This window comes from Clostridia bacterium (assembly GCA_035561135.1).
GTDB lineage: Bacteria > Acidobacteriota > Terriglobia > Terriglobales > Acidobacteriaceae > DATMYA01.
Genome location: DATMYA010000085.1, coordinates 207371 through 229454, shown reverse-complemented (window position 1 = coordinate 229454; position 22084 = coordinate 207371). Strand labels below are relative to the sequence as shown.

Sequence of the window (22084 nt, the reverse complement as noted above, 5' to 3'; positions counted from 1 at the left end):
AATGCTGCGTCGTATGCAATGGCTGGCGCTGGTCGCCAGCGTGCTCGCCCTCGCCGGGTGCGGATATCACACGGCCGCCAATGCAGGGCGCTTGCCGGCGTCGCTGCACACCATTGCCATTCCCGCTTTTGTGAATCAGACGCAGACTTACCGCATCGAGACGATGCTTACCTCGGCAGTGGTGCGCGAGTTCAACACGCGCACGAATTACCGGATTCTGAACGAAGCCGGGAACGATGCCGACGCCGTCCTGCGCGGCACGGTGCTATCGACGCAACTGGCGCCGTTGACCTATGACTCGCACACCGGGCGCGCCTCCACCGCGCTGGTTACGGTTACTATGCGCGTGTCGCTGACCGGACGCGATGGGCAGATCATCTACGAAAACCAGAACTACACGTTCCGCGAGCAGTACCAGGTCTCACGCGAACTTTCGAGCTTTTTCGAAGAGGAAAGTCCGGCAATCGATCGCCTGTCGCGGGACTTCGCCCGCACGCTGGTGAGTAACGTTCTGGAGGCTTTTTAAGCGTGCGTAGTTTCGCTGCAACCGACCGCTTCGTCACTGACGTGGAGACACGCAAGTTGAAGCCGGGCTACGTATTCATCGGCGATGAGGCATTCTTCCGCCGCCGCTGCCGCGAAGCCATCCTGCAACACCTCGTACCCGCCGGCATGAGGGACTTCAGCTTCTACGAATTCGACCTGGACCATATGAATGTTCGCGAAGTGCTCGATCGCGCCCGGACACCCTCGCTCATGGCTCCGTTCCAGGTGTTTTTCGTGCGCGGCGTGAAGGCGCTGTATGGGCGCGGCAAGCACGATGACGAATTCGCCGCCATCGAGAGCTACTTCAAAGACCCGAATCCCGATGCGCTAATCGTCTTTGTCGCCGACCACGTTAGTATCACCGCCGACGTCCGTCGCATGGAGATGCAGGACAAGGAGCGCTACGAGCGCATACGCGAGACGCTGGGCGAGCACTGCACCGTCATCGAACTGGCGCGAGTGGAAGAGAGCGAGGCAGTGCGTTGGGTTATCGACAATGCGGCTAAAGAAGGCGTGAAGGTGGACCAGGACGCCGCGCGCGAGATGGTGGACGCGCTCGGCGGTGACATGATGATGCTCTCCGGCGAACTCGAGAAACTCATTCTCTACGTCGGCGAGAAGAAGAGGATCACGCTGGGCGACGTCGAAACCATGGTGCTTGCCGCAAAACAACGCACGCTATATGAGTTGACCGATGCAATCAGCGCGAAAGACCGGGCAAAAGCGCTCGAAGTCCTGGATGCCATCATCACGACCGGCGATGGTGACGAGGCTGCGATCGGCCACCTTTACATGCTAGCCAAAACCTTTCGCCAGATGCTGGTCATCAGCGAACGCAACGTGCGTGACTCGCGGTCGTTGTGGGCTGCGTTGTGGCAGGGCTTCCGGGTGCCGCCATTCGCTGCGGAGGATATTATTCGCCAGGCACGCCGCTACAAGTCGCGCAGGGAACTGACGCGCGCGATTCGGTTGATCGCCAAGGCAGACCTCGCGCTGCGGTCGAACCCAACGAGCAAGCGCATGGTCCTGGAAAACTTGGTTCTGGATCTCTGCTCCGAACCCAAGCAAATGGAAGCTGGGTGGCAGCAGGAAGAATTGCCGGTATAAGTCAAAGTTACTTCTGCATTCTCGCCAGCCCGTCTTTTGCGATTTGCGCCGCTGGCGTTCCGGGCGATTCCTCCAGGTAGGCACGGTACTCTGCGATCGCCTCCTGGTTTAGCTGCTTGGCTTCGCATGCACGCGCGGCGATCAGGTGGACGAAGGCGAACTGGTGCTTTTTGCCGGTGTGGACGCGACGAGCGGAGGCGAGCGCATCGTCATATTTCCCTTGGCTTAGTTGTGCCAGGCTTAGCAGCACGAGTCCATCCGCGTCTTGTGGCTCGTTGAGCAGGGACTTCTTTGCCATCTCCTCGGCTTCTGCAAATTTCTTTTCGCCAATGAGGAAACGCGCCATATTGCGCTGAGCGTTCGCGTTATGGCCGTTGATGGCGATCGCCTTTTCGAATGCCTCGCGAGCGCCCTCTTTGTCCCCGTGCTTCATGCGTGCCACGCCAAGGCTGTTGTAGGCCCAGTCGTAATCCGGGTAGTGTTCGATAGCTTTGTGAAAGTGATCTTCCGCCTTTTTAGAGTCTCCGTGTTGAAGAGCTTCCATTCCTCGCTCGTACTCCTTTGCGGCTTTACCGGGAATGCCGAGTTCCGATGCATTGACAACGCCGCTGGGAGTGCCCGTCCCCTCGGTCGCAGGCTTCGGCTGAACAGGGACGTTCTCGTGATGCATCATCTCGCCCGCCTGAATCTCGAACGAATCGGACGTTGTATCTTCGACTGACAATCCGGTGATGCGCACGCGATAGGAGCCGGGAGGGACTCTGAATGAGACACGCCCGTCAGTGTTGGTGTATGTACGCGATGCTACGGCGCCGCCAGAAGCAATCAGTTCAATCATGAGTTGCAATTCGGCGTGGCGCGAATCTGGATATGTGATCTGAATGTCCAGTTCCGCCAGGCTGTCCATTGTCCTCGGTATCACGGCACCGGTTCCGTTGCGAGAGCGTTGCGCCAGAAGAGACGTTGGACAAACCGGGCCGAAGACAATCAGCAAAACAACCATCAGCGACGCAATGACAGGCGGGATACAGCGTGGGCGAAGCATCGGACACCTCCGGGTTGACTCGGATGGCGGGACTACTCACCAGTGTCTCGATCTTGATTCCGGCATTGGATTGAAGGATGCCCAACGCTACTGAGGAATGCGGGAAAGCGAGATCCAAACCGGAGGCTGTGTGATCTCAGCGGGGGGACAACGGGGCCGGCCGGAGCATGGCCGAGCGAAACCGTATCGCGCAACACGACAAAGCGGCAGCCTTGCGGCCAGCCGCTTCATTCACAACTCTATAAACGGGTACAGCTACTTCGTCGCGAGTGCCTTAACGCGGGCAGCCAGGCGGGACTTGTAGCGCGAGGCGGTGTTCTTGTGCAGAACGCCTTTCTGTACCGACTTGTCGATGGCCGACACGGTCTCTCGGAAACTCTGCTCAGCGGCAGCCTTGTCGGTGGTTGACATTGCCTCACGCAGGTCTCGCAGAGCGCTGCGCAGGCGCGACTTGTTGGTGCGGTTGACTGCGGTCTTCGATTCGGTTTGACGGACGCGCTTCAGCGCCGAAACATGATTCGCCATACTGTCCAGTTATCCTCGTGAATTCTTCCGGCGAGGCCCACGGTGGAGTACTCCGGGCGGGCTAACGCAGCCGAAATAGTATTGTACGGGAACTCGGTACCCCTTGACAACGCCCGTGGCTACCTTCGCCTTGGGGAGTGGCGCGCACGTGCCCGCGGCAAGCTCCGCGAGAGAAGCCGCCGGACATAAAATTGGCCTTGAGCAGTTTATCAGGGCAAAGCAGGAAGCAATTCTGCGGAGCGTTTTTCCCTGTTCGGCCATCTAAGGAATCAGGAGTGGACTATTTTCCATAGGGCTGTTTCACGACAGAGGGTCATCACGAATTTAAACGCTGTACGGGACTTGTCTTCTATTGACTGCCAGCAGCGGTCAGGCTACTATCCCGCCCAGATGGGGATTGCTCCGACCCGCCAAACCGTCCGCGAGCATACTGATGTGGTGTTGTGCGATGGTGTGAGCAATCCAAGATGCCACACTCCCGCACCTCCAGTTCCCCAGCAGCACCCGCCTGCCGGGATTCCACAACAATCAACAACAAACCAGTTTTCGTCGATGGCAGCGGCCAGCCGCTTCCACCGGCGAACGCACACTTGCGCCAGGGGATGACGCCGGACACTCAATGAAAAAGAACATCGATATCAGTTCGAACATCGAAACGCTCTTTGGCACGCGCGATGAGAACCTCCGCCTCATGGAAGACGGACTCAACGTCAGGATCGACCTGAGGGCCGACTCTGTCGAGATTGAAGGAGCTCCGCGTGACGTGTCGCGCGCCGAGCAGGTGTTCTCGGACTACGACCACCTGCGACGGAATGGTCACGCTTTTAACAACGGTGACCTCAACTCGATGCTGCGCGTTGTGACATCGGACGCCACGTCCACATTGCGCAGCCTGGCCGAGGCCGGTAAGCAGCGCTCGTTTGGAAAACGAGTCGTGCAGCCCAAGAGCATCAACCAGCGCCGCTACATGGACGCAATCGAGAAGAACGATATGGTGTTCGGCATCGGCCCGGCCGGTACAGGCAAGACCTACCTGGCGGTTGCGATGGCGATTTCGGCGCTGATGTCCAAGCGTGTGAACCGGATCATTCTGGCACGCCCCGCCGTGGAAGCGGGCGAAAGGCTAGGCTTCCTGCCCGGCACGCTCCAGGAGAAGGTCGATCCCTACCTGCGCCCGCTGTACGATGCGCTCTACGACATGGTGGAGCCGGAAAAGATCGATCGCTATCTCGAAAAGAATGTGATCGAGATTGCGCCGATTGCCTTCATGCGCGGACGCACGCTGAACGACGCATTCGTGATTCTGGACGAAGCGCAGAATACGACGTCCGAGCAGATGAAGATGTTCGTTACCCGCCTGGGCTTCAACTCAAAGGCGGTCATCACCGGCGACATCACGCAGATAGACCTGCCCAACGCCGGCCGTAGCGGTCTCATTGAGGCCGTCAACGTGCTGAAGAACGTGGAAGGCATTTCCTTCCAGTATTTCGATGAAGGCGACGTGGTCCGCCACCACCTGGTGCAGCGGATCGTGCGCGCCTACGACGAGCACACCAGACGTGCGGAAGAGCAACTGTCCTTGCAACTGGATGCGAAACCGGAGAACGGCAGCAATGGGAACGGCAAGGCGAACGGAAACGGCAAGGCGGAGAGTCAGGGCAGTCAACTGGCGGGCCTGTCCATTGCCGATGCCGCTCGCGTCTTTGAAAATCGCGTACAGGATTAGAAACTGTTAACATCTGAGGAGGGCCACGCCCGGCCAGTATGGCTGGTGCTTGTTGCCCTCCTTTTCATTTGACGCTTGATTATCCTCCGCAAACCTATCGCCGGTGTGAGTCAGCCGGCTTTGTCCCGCTTCGCGGCGCGCGCGCGGCGTGCGGCCCGGTTGTCCGGCTACATCAACGTGCTCATCGCCCACAACTCTGAGTTGCGCGAGCTGAACCGCCAATTCCGGCATAAAGACAAGCCGACCGATGTGCTGTCGTTTCCGTCGGAAGAGGACAGATTCGCCGGCGACATCGCAATCTCAGCCGATATTGCGCGAGAGAACGGAAAGCAACTTGGCCACGGCATCACAACCGAGCTAAAAGTACTCATCCTGCACGGGGTTCTGCACCTGGCCGGTTACGACCACGAGACCGACAATGGTGAAATGGCGCGCAAAGAACGGCGGCTGCGAGCCGAGCTTAACTTGCCAGACGGCCTGATCGAGCGCGCCTCCGCTTCCGTAAAGCCTGCCGCACGCAAGCGGACGCCACCGCCTGCAAAAAAGCAGAGCCTGGCGAAGTCTTCACGTTTGGCGACATCGGGGAAGGCAGCCGGAAGGAACAGCCGGTGACATTTGCTTTGTTTGCCATCTCGGTGGTACTGGTCGCAATCTTGACCCTGGTGTCCTACACGACGCGGCTGTATTCGGAGGCCGGGAAGTTCCTTTCGCGTGAGTTCCAGGACAACATCGAGGTCTTTGAGAAAGAGATAGAGCCCCGGCTCGGAGTGAACCGTCAACGCGCGTTCACCGCCATGGCGATGCTGGAGCAAGTTTGCATCGCGGCGATCAGCTTCATCGTAGCCTTTGAAACATTTAGAGACGGGCTGTGGAACGCCGCCGAGCTGACGCAGGCGATTATCATCCTGCTTCTCGTCATCGTCATCTTCCATCGTTTCCTTCCGTTCGTGTTCTTCTCGCGGACGAAAGGCCGGTGGCTCGTGCACCTGACGCCAATTCTGCGAGGACTGTTGTACCTCTGCATGCCGCTGACGCTCGCCCTTGGCTTTCTCCAGTCGATTGTGTCGCTGACGAAAGAGAACATCGCAGAGGAACCGGAGCACCCGTCGGAAGCTGTCGATGCGCTGATCGAGGCAGGTCAGGATGAAGGCATCCTGGAAGAGAGTGACCGCGAGTTGATTCACTCGGTCGTCGAGTTCGGCGACAAGGTGGTCCGCGAAGTCATGACCCCGCGCCCTGAGATGGTCGCAGTGCCTCTGGATACCACAGTCGAGGGCTTGACAGACATCGTGCGCGAACATGCGTATTCGCGGATACCGGTGTACGAGGGCGACATTGACCATATCAAAGGCATCATTTTTGCGCGCGACCTGCTGCAAGTTCCCGACACGGAGGCGCATGAGCGCACCGCTCGCGAGCTCCTGAAGAACGACCTGCTGTTTGTGCCGGAGACAAAGCGCGGCAGCGAACTTTTGCGCGAGATGCAGCGCGAAAACATACGCATGGCTATCGTGATCGATGAGTACGGCGGTGTCGCCGGCCTGGTTACGATCGAAGACCTCATTGAGGAAATCGTCGGCGAGCTGCGCGACGAGGACGAAGAGAAAAGCGACGTCATCCGCGAATCGGCGAATGTTTACGTCGTGCCCGGCAACATGGATGTGGACCGCCTGGCCGACCTGTTCGGTGTCCACGTCGATGACTGGGAGTCGACGACGATCGCCGGGCTGGTGAGCGAAGTGATGGGCCGTATTCCCAGACCGGGTGAGGTTGCGGAGAGTGACGGCCTGCGTTTCGAGGTTCTGGAATCGACGAGCCGGCGGGTTGAAAAGGTGCGCATCACCGCCTTGGACGCCCCCCAGTTACGTCCAGCGGAAAACCGCAATCACAAGAACGGCGAATAGCCGGCCACGGCTGTTGCCACCGCTTGCGTCATGTTGTGAACGGGCCTGCTGTATCATCGAACCATGGCGTTTCGATCGGGTTTTGTCACTATCCTAGGCCGTCCCAACGCGGGCAAGTCGACGCTGCTGAACGCGCTCGTCGGCGAGAAGCTCGCGATCGTCACGCACAAGGCGCAGACGACGCGCAACCGCATTCAAGGCATTGTTAACGTAAAGAAAAAAGGCCGCCGCCCAGGCGGGCAGATCATCCTTATCGATACGCCGGGCGTGCACAAGGCCGAAAGCGCGCTGAACAAGCGCATGATGCAGGAAGTGTATGACGCGCTGGAAGGCTGCGATGTGCTTCTGCTCATCGTGGATGTGACGCAGAAGTTCGGTACCGGCGACAAGTTTGTCCTGGAACTGGCCCAACGCACGAAGACCAAAACCTTTCTCCTGCTGAACAAAGTTGATCTGATCGAGAAGGAACAGCTTCTGCCCATGATCGAGGTGTGGCAGCAGCGGCACGCATTCGACGCCGTTCTTCCCATCTCAGCCGCTAAGGGCGTTGGCCTGGAAGACCTGCTGGCGGAAGTAGTCAAAGCTTTGCCCGACGGTCCGCAATACTTCCCGGAAGACCAGGTTACCGACCAACCGGAACGCTTCCTGGCGGCGGAGTACATTCGCGAGCAGGTATTGGTTCAGACGAATGAAGAAGTGCCGTATGCCGCGACCGTCGTTATCGAACAGTTTGAGGAACGCGAGAAGCTGACGAGAATAGCGGCTACGATCTTCGTGGAGCGCGAGGGGCAGAAGGGAATCATCATCGGCCGTCAAGGCTCCATGCTGAAGACAATAGGCACGGAAGCTCGACGTCACATTGAGCGACTGCTCGGGCACAAGGTGTTTCTTGAGCTGTTCGTCAAGGTGCGGCAGAACTGGCGCGACTCCAGACAGTTTGTCGAGGAACTGGACTGGCGGCGACAGATGGAGCATCTGACGTCGAAGATGCCAGGCAACAACTCGTAGGGCTGGTCCACTTTGCCTGCTGATCTTAAAGGACGGCCGACCGAATCGCGACCGCGGCGCCTGACCCTGGTGCTGCTCGCCCTCGGCATATTTCTGCTCTTCGGAATCATCTTCTCTCAGGCGGCGTTCAACCTCACCTTCCTGAAGCCGGACACCCTCGCTCAGACGCTGGTATTCGCGGCGATGTCCGCTCTCATCTTCCTGCTGCTGGTTGCGCTCACGTTCGTCCTGATACGAACGTTGTTGAAACTCTACCTGGAGCGGCAGACCGGCGTACTCGGCTCCAAGTTCCGCACCAAGATGGTGCTTGGTGCGCTCGTCCTCTCCTTCGCGCCGGTCATTGCTATGTTCCTGTTCTCTTACGGGCTGATGAACCGATCCATTGATAAATGGTTCTCGCGCCCGGTGGAGGAAGTGCGCGAGCATACCTCGACGGTGACGTCTTTGCTTTCCGGCTACGCAGGGCAGAACGCGCTGGCAGAAGCGGACGCGATCGCGGCATCGGCAGAGGCGCAGAAGGCATTCCGAACGAGGAATTTCGATGGTGTCTTGGAAGAGTTTCGGCGCAGAGGTATCACGTTGCAGGGCGGCTTTGCGCTGGCAATTTTTGAAAACCGCGCTGAAGCGTCGTTCCAGGCTCCAGATGCCTGGTATGTTCTGGCACCGAAACTTCCGTTGGCGGGTCTGTCCAATGGTCCACGAATTTTCTCGCTGAACGGCCACGAGTACATGCTGGCCAGCGCGAGCGTCGGACGAGACGGCTTGATTCTGGTTGCGATGCCGCTGTCGGCAAAGTACTCCGACGCACTGCGCGAACTTCGGGAGAGCGAGCAAAAGTACAACGCGCTGCGCAGCGAGAGAAAGCTGATCCGGCAAACGTACATGCAGTTACTGATGCTGCTGACGGTGCTGGTACTCTTCGCGGCGACCTGGTTTGCGCTGTACCTGTCGAAGATGGTGACCAGGCCTGTTTCGGCGCTCGCCTTGGCAACGCAGGAGATATCAAGCGGCCGGCTCGATTACCGCGTCGAGGTGGCAGCCGGTGACGAACTAGCGGAGTTGGTCGGTTCGTTCAACAGGATGGCGGCAGAGTTGGAGTCGAACCGCCGCCAGATTGAGGCCAGCAGCCGCGATCTGTCACATGCGAACGTAGAGTTGGAAGAGCGCAGGCGGCAGCTTGAGACCGTTCTGGAAAGCATTCCTACGGGCGTGTTGTCGCTGGACGCAGTCGGACGCGTGACTCGTGCGAATGACGCTCTGGTGCGGATGTTCCATCCGCAGGGGCTGACCGATGTGCGTTACGCCGCGGGTGCGTCGCTGCGAGATTTTTTCCCTGGCGAAATGTCGCAGGATCTCGATCGTATGCTGCGCAAGGCCGACCGCATGGGCACCACGACCGCGCAGATGGAAGTAACCGTTGAGGGCAGGCAAATGGTGGTTGCCGTCACGGCGGCATCGATCGACGCACGCCTGCGCGTGCCGCGTCCAGCGAATCAGCGTCTTGGGTACGTCATCATCCTTGAAGACTTATCGGACCTGCTGAAGGCGCAGAAGCAGGCGGCCTGGCGGGAGGTGGCGCGCCGCATCGCGCACGAGATCAAGAATCCGCTCACCCCGATCACGCTGTCGGCGGAACGTATTCGGCGGCACTTGGCGCGTGGCGCTCCAGATGACCAGTCGCTTGCCGTCATCCACGGGTGCGCCGAAACCATTGCCGGAGCTGTGGAAACCGTCCGCGCACTGGTCGATGAGTTCTCCACCCTGGCCAGGTTCCCAGCTTCTCAGCCGCAACCGGCTGACCTGAATGCAATTGTCGAGAGCGCGCTATCACTGTTCGACGGCAGGCTCGATGGAATCGCCGTCCACCGCTTTCTCTCCCCGGACTTGCCTCACGTGATGGCGGATTCGGAAGCAATCAAGCGTGTCATTGCCAATCTCGTCGATAACGCCGCGGAAGCGCTCAAGGAATGCATGGTGCGCGAGATTGAGATTTCAACCTCGTTGCTCGGATCGCGTGATGCAGTGGAACTCGTCATCGCGGACACCGGCCAGGGCGTGACGGCGGAGGTGAAGGAGCGCCTGTTCCTGCCATACTTCTCGACGAAGCAGCGCGGAACGGGACTGGGCCTGGCCATCGTCAGCCGCATCATCGAGGACCATCAGGGCACGATTCGCGTCGAGGAGAACAAGCCTGTCGGCGCACGCTTCATCGTGGAGCTGCCCGTAGCCGCCGAACTCGGCGACCGCGAGCCCGGTGCATCAACGGCGTCAAATCTGCGCGTGCAGCAGCCTTGAACGAAGGTGTTATGTGACTTCTCAACGCCTATTTGACCAGAAGTTTCTGCATGACCATATTTGCGAGCTCAAGTAATACAATCAAAGCCAACTTATGGTTCAAGTTCTGGTGGTTGACGACGAATCCGGAATTCGCGAGTCCCTGCGCGGAGTGCTCGAAGACGAGGGCTACAAGGTCAGCGACGCGGGGAGCGCGGAACGCTGCCTGGAAATGCTGCGCGATCAGCGCTTTGACGTGGTACTCCTCGACATCTGGTTGCCAGGCATCGACGGACTAGAAGCACTGGAGCGGATAAAGGGAATGGAGGGCTCGCCGGAGATCGTCATGATCTCAGGGCACGGGTCGATCGAAGCCGCCGTTCGCGCGACGAAGCTTGGAGCATTCGATTTCCTGGAAAAGCCTCTATCGATCGATCGGACCCTCATCGTCGTCAAGAATGCCGCGGACGCGCGCAAGCTGCGTAGCGAGAACGTGGAACTGAAGCGGCAGACGCTTTCGAAGAGCGTCATCGTGGGCGAAAGCATTCCAATGAAGGCGCTGCGTCAGCAGATAAGCCTGATGGCGCCGACGAACGCACGCGTGCTGATCTTTGGCGAAAGCGGCTCCGGCAAGGAACTCGTAGCGCGCGCCATGCATGCCCAGAGCTTGCGCAAGGACGCCATGTTTGTCGAGGTGAACTGCGCTGCGATTCCTGAAGACCTGATTGAGAGTGAGCTGTTTGGACATCGCAAGGGGGCGTTCCAGGGCGCATCTGTCGACAAAGATGGCAAGTTCCAGAAGGCCGATGGCGGGACGCTGTTCCTGGACGAAGTCGGCGATATGAGCCTCAAGACACAGTCGAAGGTTCTGCGCACGCTCGATGAAGGACGTTTCGCGCCGATTGGCGTGGAAGAACCGACGACCGTAGATGCGCGCGTGATCGCCGCAACCAACAAGGACCTGGAAGACGAGATTTCAAAAGGCAACTTCCGCGAAGATTTGTTTTACAGGCTCAATGTCGTTCCGTTCTTCGTGCCGCCTTTGCGCGAGCGCAAGGAAGACATTCCGCTGCTGGCAAGGCACTTCCTGAAAGAGTTCTCCAACGCTTACAGTCGCCGCACGAAAGAGATTACCGACGACGCCGTCGATACGCTGATGCGCTACTCGTGGCCGGGGAACGTTCGCGAACTGCGAAATGTGATCGAGCGCATCATCATCATGAACCCGACGGTACACAAGTTGGACCGCAAGCATTTGCCGCCACTCGTTTATCGCGAAGGCTCGCGGCGCACGTTGGGCGAGTTCTCCACACTGCACCAGGCGCGTGCCGCCTACGAGCGCGACTACATACTGAAAAAGCTCGACGAGAACCACGGCAACGTGAGTCGCACGGCTGAAGTCCTTGGCCTGGAGCGGAGCCATATGTATCGCAAGATGAAGGCGCTCGGCATAACGGTCAAAGAGTAAGTCGCTCCATCAATGAGATCGAACTGAGCGTCCTCGAACCTCGCAGCCCACGTCCCGACGTGAGATTTGCTCCCTCACCGCGTTACGAAAGTATTGGACCATCTTTCGCCAGGAATGGGGCGAGCGGGCATCCCTTACAGGCTGGAACGCGGCTGAGGCAATGATGCTTTCCGACCTGCACGATCAAGCCATGAAACTCATTCAATACCTGCGCTTGTCCTGAACGAAGCGCACAGGACATCTGCGAGGGCCGGTGAATCGGAGGCGCAGGGTTGCCGGCACCCGGCTCGACCGGAGCCGGACCTACGCTGTTGGCGAGTGCGCGTTCTACAAGCTGCCGAATCTCTTCATAGCTTGACTTCGATGTTGTGATGCCGTGCCGCTCGAAGATGCGGCGCGTGTAGGCATCGACAACGAAGACCTCGTGGTGCCCGGCATAGAGCAGGATAGAGTCGGCGGTTTCGGGACCTACTCCGTTCAGCGCAAGCAGTTCCGCTCGCAGCCTGTCCGTTGGCTGCGCGAACATGCGAGCCAGCGAACCGCGGTAATGCTGGTCGAGGAAGGAGACGAATGTCTTCAGGCGCGCCGCCTTCTGACGAAAGTAACCAGCCGGACGGATCAGTTGCTCGAGTTCGCTGAGCGGAAGTCGACGGATCGCCCCCACGGAAATTGCGTCAACGCTGCGGAGATTAGCAAATGCCTTCTCAACGTTCGTCCAGGCAGTGTTCTGTGTGAGATACGCACCGAGGATGACCTCGAACGGAGTCTCCGCCGGCCACCAATGCTGAGGGCCCCAAGCCCGGGCAAGCGTCTCGTAGTAGTTCCAGATTGCGGATTCAGATCGCACGCTTCAGGTTAGCGCAAAGCGCGGAGTTGAGGGCAAGCGCAAGTGACGAAAGACATTCTCTGCACGCAATAGACCCCAGGATACCGATTTGACAACGGCTGAGCGGCTATTCTGGATTGACAATTAATGTCACTCCAACATACGATTCGCGCTACTCACGTTTCTGAATCCGTTTTCCCGCTAAATCGTTGCGACACTCAGTGTTAGGGGACAAAAACAACGGAACAGCGGCTAGCCAGGAGCAGCGGGACTGAAGGCCTGGCTCGAACAGGCTGCAATCACACTGCCCGGCATGGCACGGTGCAGATGCCGTGGCAGTATCGGTGCGTCGAGCAGAAAAGTGCGAGTCCCTGCTGGGACTCCATAGAAGAGGGAGTCGAGGTATGTCTCAACGGTTAGGTGACCTGTTAGTCAAAGAGAAGGTCATTACCTCGGAGCAGTTGAACCAGGCACTGAAGGCACAGAAGGACAACGGGTGCCGCCTGGGCACGGCGCTCGTAAAGCTTGGCTTCCTCACCGATGAAGATGTAACCAACTTCCTCTCGCGCCAATACGGCGTTCCCGCCATCAATCTCTCTTTCTTCGAGATAGAGCCTGCCATCGTAAGGCTCATACCGTACGAGACCGCGAAGCGTTATCAAATTCTTGCCCTCAGCCGTGTGGGCGCGTCGCTGACGATCGCGATGGTGGACCCGACAAATGTCTTCGCCATGGACGACATCAAGTTCATGACCGGCTTCAACATAGAGCCTGTCGTGGCAAGCGAAGCGTCGATCCTGGAATGCATAGAGAAATGCTACGGCTCAACTCAGGAAGAGGACTTGGAGAAGGTGATGGCCTCGATCGGCGAGGCAGAAGCCGATGTCGAGGTTCAGGATGAGGAGTCCGAACTAGCGCTGGCCGATCTGGAAAAAGCGGCCGACGAAGCGCCGATCGTCAAGCTCGTAAACCTGATCTTGACCGACGCCGTGAAACGCGGAGCCAGCGACATTCATATGGAGCCTTATGAGAAGGAATACCGCGTAAGGTTCCGCATCGACGGCATGTTGCAATCGATGATGACGCCACCCATGAAGCTGAAGGATGCGATTACCTCGCGCATCAAGATCATGGCCAAGCTGGACATCAGCGAAAAGCGGCTGCCGCAAGACGGCCGCATCATGCTCAAGATGCAGGTCGGCGGAAAGAAGAGGCAGCTCGATTACCGTGTCAGTACACTGCCGACTCTGTGGGGCGAGAAGGTCGTTATGCGCCTTCTCGACAAGGAAAACCTCCGCCTGGACATGACGAAGCTAGGCTTCGAACCGGAGTCTCTGGAGAAGTTCCAACGGGCGGTGCTGAAGCCCTACGGCATGGTGCTGGTCACAGGGCCTACCGGGTCCGGCAAGACAAACACCTTGTACTCATCCATCTCGCTGCTGAACAAGCCCGACACCAACATCATGACCGCCGAAGATCCGGTTGAGTTCCAGTTGTCCGGCGTGAACCAGGTTCAGATGAAGGAACAGATCGGGTTGAACTTCGCCGCCGCGCTGCGTTCGTTCCTGCGGCAGGACCCGAACATCATCCTGGTCGGCGAGATCCGCGACTTTGAGACAGCAGAAATCGCCATCAAAGCCGCTCTCACGGGCCACCTTGTCCTCTCCACCCTGCACACGAACGGTGCGCCGGAAACCATCAGCCGGTTGATGAACATGGGTATCGAGCCCTTTCTGGTCGCAACCTCCGTCCACCTCATTTGCGCGCAGCGCCTTGTGCGGCGTATCTGCGGTGAGTGCAAAGCCAAAGTTGATCTTCCGGTGCAGGCGCTGATTGAAGCCGGGTTCTCTCCGGAAGAGGCGAAGACGGCGCAGGTATTCAAAGGCAAGGGCTGCGGAATTTGCAACAACAGCGGATACAAAGGACGCGCAGGTCTGTACGAAGTGATGGAGATCGACGACGACATCCGCGAACTGATCCTCGTAGGCGCGTCAGCCATGGAACTGAAAAAGAAAGCCATTGAGCACGGCATGATTACGTTGCGCCGCAGCGGACTGATCAAGGCCATGGCAGGCGTGACGACGCTGGAAGAAGTGGCACGCGAGACCGTGCACTAAAACATCTTGGTTGCAAGTTAGGGTGAAGACGGCTGCGATTTGCGCGCCGTGATTTTGGAATAAGAGGAATGAATGGCCGCAACGCTTAGTGATTTGTTGAAGAAGATGTTGGAACTTTCGGGAAGCGATCTGCATATCACCACGAACACGCCGCCACAGGTGCGCGTGCATGGCCACTTGCAGCCGCTCGATATGCCTCCGCTGACACCGGCGGAGACAAAGCAACTGGCCTACAGCGTGATGACGGACGCACAGAAGCATCGGTTTGAGGAAGACCTGGAACTGGACTTTTCATTCGGACTGAAGGGACTGGCACGGTTCCGCGCCAACTGCTTCAACCAGCGAGGCGCAGCAGCCGCTGTCTTCCGCGTCATCCCTTTCGAAATCAAGTCATTCCAGCAGTTGAATCTTCCACCGGTCGTTGCGAAACTTTGCGACAAGCCGCGCGGGTTGATCCTTGTGACCGGGCCGACCGGTTCGGGCAAGTCAACGACTCTCGCCGCCATGCTCGACAAGATCAATATCGAGCGGCACGAACACATCATCACGATCGAGGATCCGATCGAATTCGTTCACCAGCACAAGAGCTGCCTCGTGAACCAGCGCGAAGTGCACTCGGACACAAAAGGCTTTTCTCACGCGCTTCGGGCGGCGCTGCGCGAAGATCCCGACGTGGTGCTGATCGGCGAGATGCGCGATTTGGAAACCATCGAATCGGCTCTCCGCATTGCCGAAACGGGTCACCTCACTTTCGGTACCTTGCACACAAACTCCGCGTCATCGACCATTAACCGCGTCATCGACGTGTTCCCGTCCCACCAGCAGTCGCAGATTCGAGCCCAGTTGTCCCTGGTGCTGGAGGGAGTTCTTTGCCAATCTCTGCTGCCGAAGGTTGGCGGGCAGGGGCGCGCGATGGCGATGGAAATATTGGTGCCAAACCCGGCAGTCCGTAACCTGATCCGCGAAGACAAAATCCACCAGATTTACTCGTCAATGCAATCGGGGCAGGACAAGTTCGGAATGCAGACGTTCAACCAGTCCCTGGCCGCGTTGTATTTCCAGAAACAGATAACGCTGGAGACGGCGATAGCGCGGTCTTCAATGCCGGACGAGTTGCAGGAGATGATCAACCGCGGTACACAGGCGAGGAGCGCAAGCCCGGCCCGCAAGTAGCAGGCTCTGACGCGACTGGGCAGGCGGACACAATCCGCAGGTTCAGTCTGGATGCGAGGCCGGAAGTTACACGGCCTGATGGCGAAGAACGTTGGGAGGTTCACGATGCCGGTATTCACATACACGGGAACGAACGCGACGGGCGAAAAGATCAGTGGGGAGCGGGTTTCGGTCAACAAGCAGGTGCTCGCCGCGCAACTACGCCAGGAGCGCGTCAACGCTACCAAGATCAAGGAGAAGGGCAAGGAATTCGCCCTGCCGACATTCGGGTCGGGTAAGGTCAAGACCAAGGAAACGGCAATCTTCTTCCGGCAGTTCTCCGTCATGATCGATGCCGGCTTGCCGCTGGTTCAGTGCCTTGAGATTCTCGCCTCCAATCAGGAGAACCCGGCATTCCAGAAGTGTCTGACCGGCGTGCGGGTATCGGTTGAGGGAGGGTCCACGCTGGCGAATGCGATGCGCGGCTATCCCAAAATCTTCGACGACCTCACGACCAACATGATCGAGGCCGGCGAAACAGGCGGTATTCTGGACCTCATCCTGCAGCGCCTTTCTGCCTACGTAGAAAAGGCGGTCAAGATGAAAGCGGCCGTGAAGTCTGCGCTTATTTATCCAGTGTCGGTGGTCTCAATCGCCGTGCTGGTCGTCGGCGCGCTACTCAAGTTTGTTGTGCCGATTTTCGTGAACCTGTTCATTGGACTCGGTGTTGATCTGCCGCTGGCTACGAGGATTGTGATCGGGCTCAGCAACTTCGTCGCAAACTTCTGGTGGGTGATCTTCGGCGCTTTGTTCGCGGTTGTGTTTGCTCTCAAGCAGGTCAGGAAGAGCCCTCAAGGCCGGCTAGCCTTTGACAGGGTGATGCTGAACCTGCCTGTCTTCGGCATGTTGCTGCGCAAGATCGCCGTCGCGCGATTCACTCGAACACTGGGCACCCTCATCACCTCGGGCGTGCCGATTCTCGAAGGTTTGTCGATCACGGCGCGCACGTCGGGAAATGCCGTTGTGGAACAAGCACTGCTAAAGGTGCGCAAAGCAATTGAAGAAGGCCGCACAATCATCGATCCGCTCAAGGAGAGCGGCGTATTTCCGAACATGGTCACGCAGATGATCGGAGTCGGCGAAGCAACCGGCGCGATGGACGCCATGTTGCAGAAGATCGCCGACTTCTACGAGGATGACACGGATGCCGCAACGAAGGATATGCTGACGTTGCTTGAGCCTGTCATGATCGGCTTCCTCGGTGTCTCTGTTGGAGGCATCGTGATCTCGCTTTACATGCCGCTGTTCTCGATGATTGGCAAACTTTCGGGTTAAAACCGCTGCTGAACTCGACGCAGCCCTGGCCCACGAGGTAGCGTGACGGCTTTTTCGGACAGCCGGCCGTTCGTCGGCTTACGACTGGATTCCATGGTTAGAGGCTTTAACGAGCGCACCTGGCTGGCATGGCTTGTCAAAGTGCGCATCCTCATCATCACGTTCCTGCTCGCAATCGAGTTGGCGATCACCACGCTAACTCCAACGAACGTGAATCGCCGTCTTTACATGACGGCGATCCTGCTCTGGTATGGCGTCTCGATCCTCCATGTGCTCGTCCTGAATGCGCGGCGCGAAGTGGGCATGCAATCGCGGTCGCAGATACTGACGGATCTCGCATTCGCCACGGTCATCATCTACGTCACTGGCGGTATCGATACCTCGTTCAACTTCCTGTATCCGCTCATCATTATCGTTGCGAGCATCCTGATCTCGGATTGGTGGGCGTATATCACGGCGGCGTTGTCGTTCATCCTGTTCGGCGCCGTGCTGGAGCTCACGTATTTCGAACTGATCCCCTCCTACGCCAGCAGCCGCCCTGACCCGAAGTCGCTACAGGCCGTCATTCTCATCAACCTGTTTGCGTACATCACGATCGCCTATCTGTCCGGACGCCTGAGCAATCGACTTCGGCAGGTGGATGTAGAGTTGGCCGACAAGAGCGATGCACTGGAAGACCTCCAGGCTCTGCACGAAAACATCGTGGACTCCATCAGCGGCGGCCTCATCACAACGAACTTACAGAACCAAATCAAGCTGGTGAATCCGGCGGGGCTCAGTTTGCTGGAGCGTGAACAGAGCGATCTCGCGGGCAAGAGAGTGGACGATCTGTTCCTGGACCCGCTTCCGCCCTTCGGCGCGCCCGCCGTGCATACGGAAGTTCGCTCGTTCACGCCTTCGGGCCAGGAGAAAACGCTGGGCGTTACGGTTTCCGCGCTGGATGTCCCAGGGCGCGGCAATATCGGATACGTTTACACGTTCGATGACCTCACGGAGATTCGCAGGCTGGAGCGCGAAGTTCGTTTGCGCGATAGGCTGGCTGCAATTGGGCGCCTCGCAGCGGGTATCGCGCATGAGATACGGAATCCACTTTCCTCCATAGCTGGCTCGGTGAAGGTTCTTTCCAACATCTCCGCGCTCACAGACGACCAGCGCGATCTGGTGGCAATCGTCACCCGCGAGTCCGAGCGCTTGAATGCCATCATCACGGACTTCCTCGCCTATTCGCGCGAGAAGACGTATCAGGTGCGTCCTGTTGACCTGGTTGAACTGCTCGGCGACACGCTGGCGCTCCTTGAGCACCGGCCGGAATTGCGAGTCGGCGGTGCGGGGCCGAAGATCAACATCGTGCGCAACTTCGCGGTGAGCAATGCCATTTCGCAGGGCGATGGCGACAAACTCAAGCAGGTGTTCTGGAACATTTGTGAAAACGCCATTCGCGCTATGTGTGCCGATGCGGCGCACGCACAGGAGCTTGGCCTGCAACCGAGGGTGTACACGCTCACCGTTGGCGTTTCGATGGAAGCCGGAGAGTGGCACGTAAGTATCGCGGACACGGGCCCAGGCATGCCTACGCAGCAGATTGAGAAAATATTCGAACCGTTCCAGACAACGTTCGCGGGCGGGACCGGTCTTGGGTTGGCAATCGTGTACCAGATAGTCCAGGCGCACGAGGCGACAATTTCCGTGGACTCCGAGCCGGGGCATGGCACGAACTTCACGCTGCGCTTCCGCAGAGTGGAAGAAGCAGCGGGCGAGATCGCGAGTGCTGCGGCCAATGCTAGTACGCATTCATAAGCAGGGAGTAAGAGGTCGGTAATTATGGGCAACATCCTGGTATGCGATGACGAGCGGTCGATCTGCACGATGCTGGAAATTGCTCTGAATAACGAGGGCCACCGCACCGAGACGGTGACTTCGGGTGATCAGGCCAAGCGCAAAATCGAAACTGCACTTTACGATGTCGTCATAACCGACGTCCGCATGCCGCACACCACCGGCATGGAGGTGCTTGACCACACACGCCGCGTATCGCCCGACACGATGGTGATGATGATCACCGCCCTGGACGATTCCGAGACGCCGATCCAGGCGCTGAATGCGGGTGCGTTCCACTACATACGCAAGGGCCCGAAACTCCTGGACGACGTGCTCAGCGCCGTGCAACTCGCCATTGATAAGCAGGCGATGCGACGCCAGAACGTCGCCCTCAAGCGCGACGCCGCGACAAGGAACTCGCTGGACAACATCATCGGCGAAAGCCCGGTGATGTTGAAGCTGAAGGAAACGATTCGCACGGTCGCCACCACCAGTTCCACTGTCATCATCCAGGGCGAGAGCGGCACCGGCAAGGAACTTGTAGCGCGCGCCATCCATACGTGCTCTTCGAGGGCCTTGGAACCGTTCGTCAGCGTGAACTGCGCTGCCTTTCCGGAGACGCTGCTCGAAAGCGAATTGTTCGGTTACGTGAAAGGCTCGTTTACCGGAGCCAACCAGAACAAGCGTGGATTGATCGAGATGGCTGGTGGCGGCACGCTGTTTCTCGACGAGATCAGCGAGATGACGCTTGCCATGCAAGTTAAGCTCCTGCGCGTACTGCAGGAGCGGTGCGTGCGTCCCGTGGGCGGTGCGCAGGAAACGCCGGTAGATGTGCGTGTGATCGCCGCAACCAACAAGGACCTCGACCGGCTCGTCGCTGATGGCGCGTTCCGCGAGGACCTGTTTTATCGCCTGAGCGTCATTCCGATCCAGTTGCCGCCTCTGCGCGATCGTGGCGATGATGTAGTGCTGCTGGCCAATCACTTCCTGAAAAAATATGCGGGGCAGATGGGCAAGGTCGTCCGCGGGATCGAGCCGGAATCGATGGAGATATTGAAAGGCTACGACTGGCCCGGCAACGTGCGCGTTCTTGAGAATTCGGTCGAGCGAGCGGTGGCCATGGAGTCCGGTGAGCTCTTGCGAGTGGATCTCCCGGCCGATAGGCCGAAGTCGCGCGCCGCGGCTGCGGCGGCCGGCATGGGCGGTCCCCCTGGAGTGGTCCTTCCATCGGAGGGGCTCGACCTGGAAAGCTACGTCGCCGACGTTGAACGCTCGCTGCTGCAATCGGCTCTGCGGCGCTCCAACGGCGTGCAGACGCGCGCGGCGGAGATGCTGAAGCTCAGCTACAGAAGCTTTCGGCACTTGATGAAGAAGTATGAGCTTTAAGGCTCTGAAGTTCCTGGACAGCCCGCTCAGCGCAGGTCTTGTTATTGCTGCTTATTCTGGTTGAGTTGCTGCTTCCAGCCGAGCACGCGCGCCTTGGCCGCTTCGTCTTCCGCTTCCGGGATCATGCCCGTGCGTTGGTAAAGGATGCTGAGCGAAGTATGCGCGAGTACGTCGTCGGGGTCGAGTTCTGCGATGCGCCTGGACACGTCAATAGCTTCGTCGTAGCGCTCCAAATCCTGCAACACCCTTGATAGTCCGTGCAGGGCGTCAACGAAGGTGGAATCGCTGGCGATTGCGCGCTGGTATGCATCGATCGCACGCTGGTGCTCGCCTTCGGCATATAAATCGAGGGCATCGTAGTAGTGGGTTTCAGCCTCGGCGCGAGCGGCAGGGTTGGACGGGTCAGCCATCCGTTTGATTCTATCAAGCCCTTGCGACGCGGGCCTCCGCGCCGGTCCAAGTAGCTGCTGCTGTGTCAACTGCAAGCGGCTATACTGGTTTTACCCATGTGGTACATTCTTCGTTTTCTCTGGAATGCGACAAGCGGCCACCACCTCGCGCCATGGCGGAGTCCGTACCTGCGATGGCGTCTGGAGACCTATACGGGCGTCAAGATGCAGGCAATCGGCTTCTTTGAGTTCTGGGGATTCATGTGGCGGGAGCGGGGCCAGTTGTTCCGCTTCCTGAAGTGGACGGGGAAGATGGAGAAGTACGCTCGCGTACGGCCAAAGAATCCTTAGCCGTGGAGTCCTCTGCAAAAACTCGCAGCTCCCGCTACGAGTGAGACCGCTGACCAACTAGAGTGTCATGTCGACCGGAGCGCCGAAGGCGCGAAGTGGAGACACGTTGCGTTTCGTATGCGGCGGAAACATAGCGTAGTTCGACTACGCCCTGAGAACACGGCGCTACGCCCAGTTTGGTTGATTGCTAGACCGCCGGTGCCTGTGCCGGCATCTCCCATTGCGCCTCGGTGAACACGACTGCAACGTCGCTGCCCTTCGTCGCCTGCGCAACCTGCGCGGCCGCCGCACGGTTCGCCGCAATCTCCAGGTATCCCATGCTGCCGAGAATGCCAAACAAGTCGCCCGGCGCGCCTTGCGCGTAGGCTGTGCGCATCCGCGACGTTTCCGATTTTCCAACCAGGATTTTGAACTCGGGGGCCTCCGCCTGGAAAACTTCGGGAACATCGCTGGCGGTGATGTTGGTGATCAGATTCCCGAACTTATCGACCTTCAGTACAACGCCTTTCAGTATGCGATCGTTCAAGCGCCTCGGCTTTGGCGCAGCGAAGCGCACGTAATCGCTAACCTCGTCTCCGAACTTGCTGATGTCCACTCCTTTACTCAGCCATGCCGCGACCGGCGCGAAGATGTCGCGCGCATGGAATGTGTTCGAGACCGGTTGCAGGAAGTAGTGTTCGGCCGTGATGTGACGTACGCTGATGCGCTCTTCGCGTTCGTACACCATTGAAAGCACTCCGTTGTCCGGTGCCAGGAAAAGGTGGCGTTCGGTACGTACGAGCAGCGGCCTTCGGTTGGTACCGACTCCGGGATCCACGATCACCATGTGAACGGAATTCGACGGGAAATAGCTGTAGGCCTGCGCGATCGTGAGAGCACCATCCAGCACGTCATACGACTGCAGAGAGTTGCAGATATCGATGATGTGCGCCGCGTGGTTGATATTTAAAATGACGCCCTTCATCGTGCCGACAAAATGGTCGTTGTGGCCGAAGTCGGTCGTGAGCGTGATCAGGCGTTGTTGGGCCAACACTACCTCTCGTTCTAGTTGCAGGGTCAGCGGGCAAGTTATCGCGCAGAACGAGGCAAGTCAAGTGACGCACGTGA

General features: G+C 58.6%; 19 protein-coding genes. 14 read left to right on the top strand and 5 right to left on the bottom strand.

Annotated features, from left to right (window positions below):
• Position 1: 1 nt before the first annotated feature.
• Entirely contained in the window at positions 2-526 is a 525-nt protein-coding gene (lptE, locus tag VN622_17640) for an LPS assembly lipoprotein LptE (GenBank protein HWR37689.1), read from the top strand.
• Between the two features lie 2 nt (positions 527-528).
• Complete coding sequence (gene holA / locus VN622_17635; protein ID HWR37688.1) at positions 529-1653, top strand: DNA polymerase III subunit delta; 1125 nt, start codon at positions 529-531, stop codon at positions 1651-1653.
• Between the two features lie 7 nt (positions 1654-1660).
• On the opposite strand, the gene VN622_17630 is transcribed toward holA, so the two are convergent.
• Positions 1661-2698: a tetratricopeptide repeat protein gene (locus VN622_17630; GenBank protein HWR37687.1), complete on the bottom strand. Its 1038-nt coding sequence runs from the start codon at positions 2696-2698 to the stop codon at positions 1661-1663.
• 255 nt (positions 2699-2953) lie between these two features.
• Positions 2954-3223 carry a 30S ribosomal protein S20 gene (gene rpsT / locus VN622_17625; protein HWR37686.1) on the bottom strand — a complete coding sequence of 90 codons (270 nt, stop codon included), beginning with the start codon at positions 3221-3223 and terminating at the stop codon, positions 2954-2956.
• A gap of 619 nt (positions 3224-3842) precedes the next feature.
• Between rpsT and VN622_17620 the strand changes: the two genes are divergently transcribed.
• From VN622_17620 to VN622_17595, 6 genes are all read left to right on the top strand, one after another.
• Positions 3843-4949 carry a PhoH family protein gene (locus tag VN622_17620; GenBank protein ID HWR37685.1) on the top strand — a complete coding sequence of 369 codons (1107 nt, stop codon included), beginning with the start codon at positions 3843-3845 and terminating at the stop codon, positions 4947-4949.
• A gap of 120 nt (positions 4950-5069) precedes the next feature.
• Positions 5070-5561 (top strand): rRNA maturation RNase YbeY, encoded by a 492-nt coding sequence (gene ybeY / locus VN622_17615; protein ID HWR37684.1) that lies wholly within the window; start codon positions 5070-5072, stop codon positions 5559-5561.
• Positions 5558-6853, top strand: a complete 1296-nt coding sequence (locus VN622_17610) for a hemolysin family protein (protein HWR37683.1) — start codon at positions 5558-5560, stop codon at positions 6851-6853. The genes ybeY and VN622_17610 overlap by 4 nt, the downstream gene beginning before the upstream one ends.
• Positions 6854-6916: 63 nt before the next feature.
• The gene (gene era / locus VN622_17605; GenBank protein HWR37682.1) at positions 6917-7861 is read left to right on the top strand and encodes a GTPase Era; all 945 of its coding nucleotides are present in this window, start codon (positions 6917-6919) and stop codon (positions 7859-7861) included.
• A gap of 12 nt (positions 7862-7873) precedes the next feature.
• Positions 7874-10156, top strand: a complete 2283-nt coding sequence (locus VN622_17600; GenBank protein HWR37681.1) for an ATP-binding protein — start codon at positions 7874-7876, stop codon at positions 10154-10156.
• 94 nt (positions 10157-10250) lie between these two features.
• Positions 10251-11603: a sigma-54 dependent transcriptional regulator gene (locus VN622_17595; protein ID HWR37680.1), complete on the top strand. Its 1353-nt coding sequence runs from the start codon at positions 10251-10253 to the stop codon at positions 11601-11603.
• Between the two features lie 82 nt (positions 11604-11685).
• On the opposite strand, the gene VN622_17590 is transcribed toward VN622_17595, so the two are convergent.
• Positions 11686-12450: an endonuclease III domain-containing protein gene (locus VN622_17590; GenBank protein ID HWR37679.1), complete on the bottom strand. Its 765-nt coding sequence runs from the start codon at positions 12448-12450 to the stop codon at positions 11686-11688.
• Positions 12451-12833: 383 nt separating this feature from the next.
• On the opposite strand from VN622_17590, the gene pilB reads away from it, so the two are divergent.
• The 5 genes from pilB (at position 12834) to VN622_17565 (ending at position 20237) form a co-directional block, all read left to right on the top strand.
• Positions 12834-14546, top strand: coding sequence for a type IV-A pilus assembly ATPase PilB (gene pilB / locus VN622_17585; protein ID HWR37678.1), 1713 nt, complete (start codon positions 12834-12836; stop codon positions 14544-14546).
• A gap of 72 nt (positions 14547-14618) precedes the next feature.
• Positions 14619-15719 (top strand): type IV pilus twitching motility protein PilT, encoded by a 1101-nt coding sequence (locus tag VN622_17580; GenBank protein HWR37677.1) that lies wholly within the window; start codon positions 14619-14621, stop codon positions 15717-15719.
• Positions 15720-15824: 105 nt separating this feature from the next.
• On the top strand, positions 15825-17033 hold the full coding sequence (locus tag VN622_17575; GenBank protein HWR37676.1) for a type II secretion system F family protein: 1209 nt from the start codon (positions 15825-15827) through the stop codon (positions 17031-17033).
• A 42-nt stretch (positions 17034-17075) separates the two neighbouring features.
• Complete coding sequence (locus VN622_17570; GenBank protein ID HWR37675.1) at positions 17076-18830, top strand: ATP-binding protein; 1755 nt, start codon at positions 17076-17078, stop codon at positions 18828-18830.
• A gap of 24 nt (positions 18831-18854) precedes the next feature.
• A complete protein-coding gene (locus VN622_17565) occupies positions 18855-20237 on the top strand; it encodes a sigma-54 dependent transcriptional regulator (protein ID HWR37674.1) in 1383 nt (460 codons plus the stop codon).
• Between the two features lie 41 nt (positions 20238-20278).
• On the opposite strand, the gene VN622_17560 is transcribed toward VN622_17565, so the two are convergent.
• Entirely contained in the window at positions 20279-20647 is a 369-nt protein-coding gene (locus tag VN622_17560) for a tetratricopeptide repeat protein (protein ID HWR37673.1), read from the bottom strand.
• A gap of 96 nt (positions 20648-20743) precedes the next feature.
• On the opposite strand from VN622_17560, the gene VN622_17555 reads away from it, so the two are divergent.
• Positions 20744-20977 (top strand): hypothetical protein, encoded by a 234-nt coding sequence (locus VN622_17555; protein HWR37672.1) that lies wholly within the window; start codon positions 20744-20746, stop codon positions 20975-20977.
• 187 nt (positions 20978-21164) lie between these two features.
• On the opposite strand, the gene VN622_17550 is transcribed toward VN622_17555, so the two are convergent.
• Positions 21165-22007 (bottom strand): SAM-dependent chlorinase/fluorinase, encoded by an 843-nt coding sequence (locus VN622_17550; protein ID HWR37671.1) that lies wholly within the window; start codon positions 22005-22007, stop codon positions 21165-21167.
• Positions 22008-22084 lie beyond the last annotated feature (77 nt).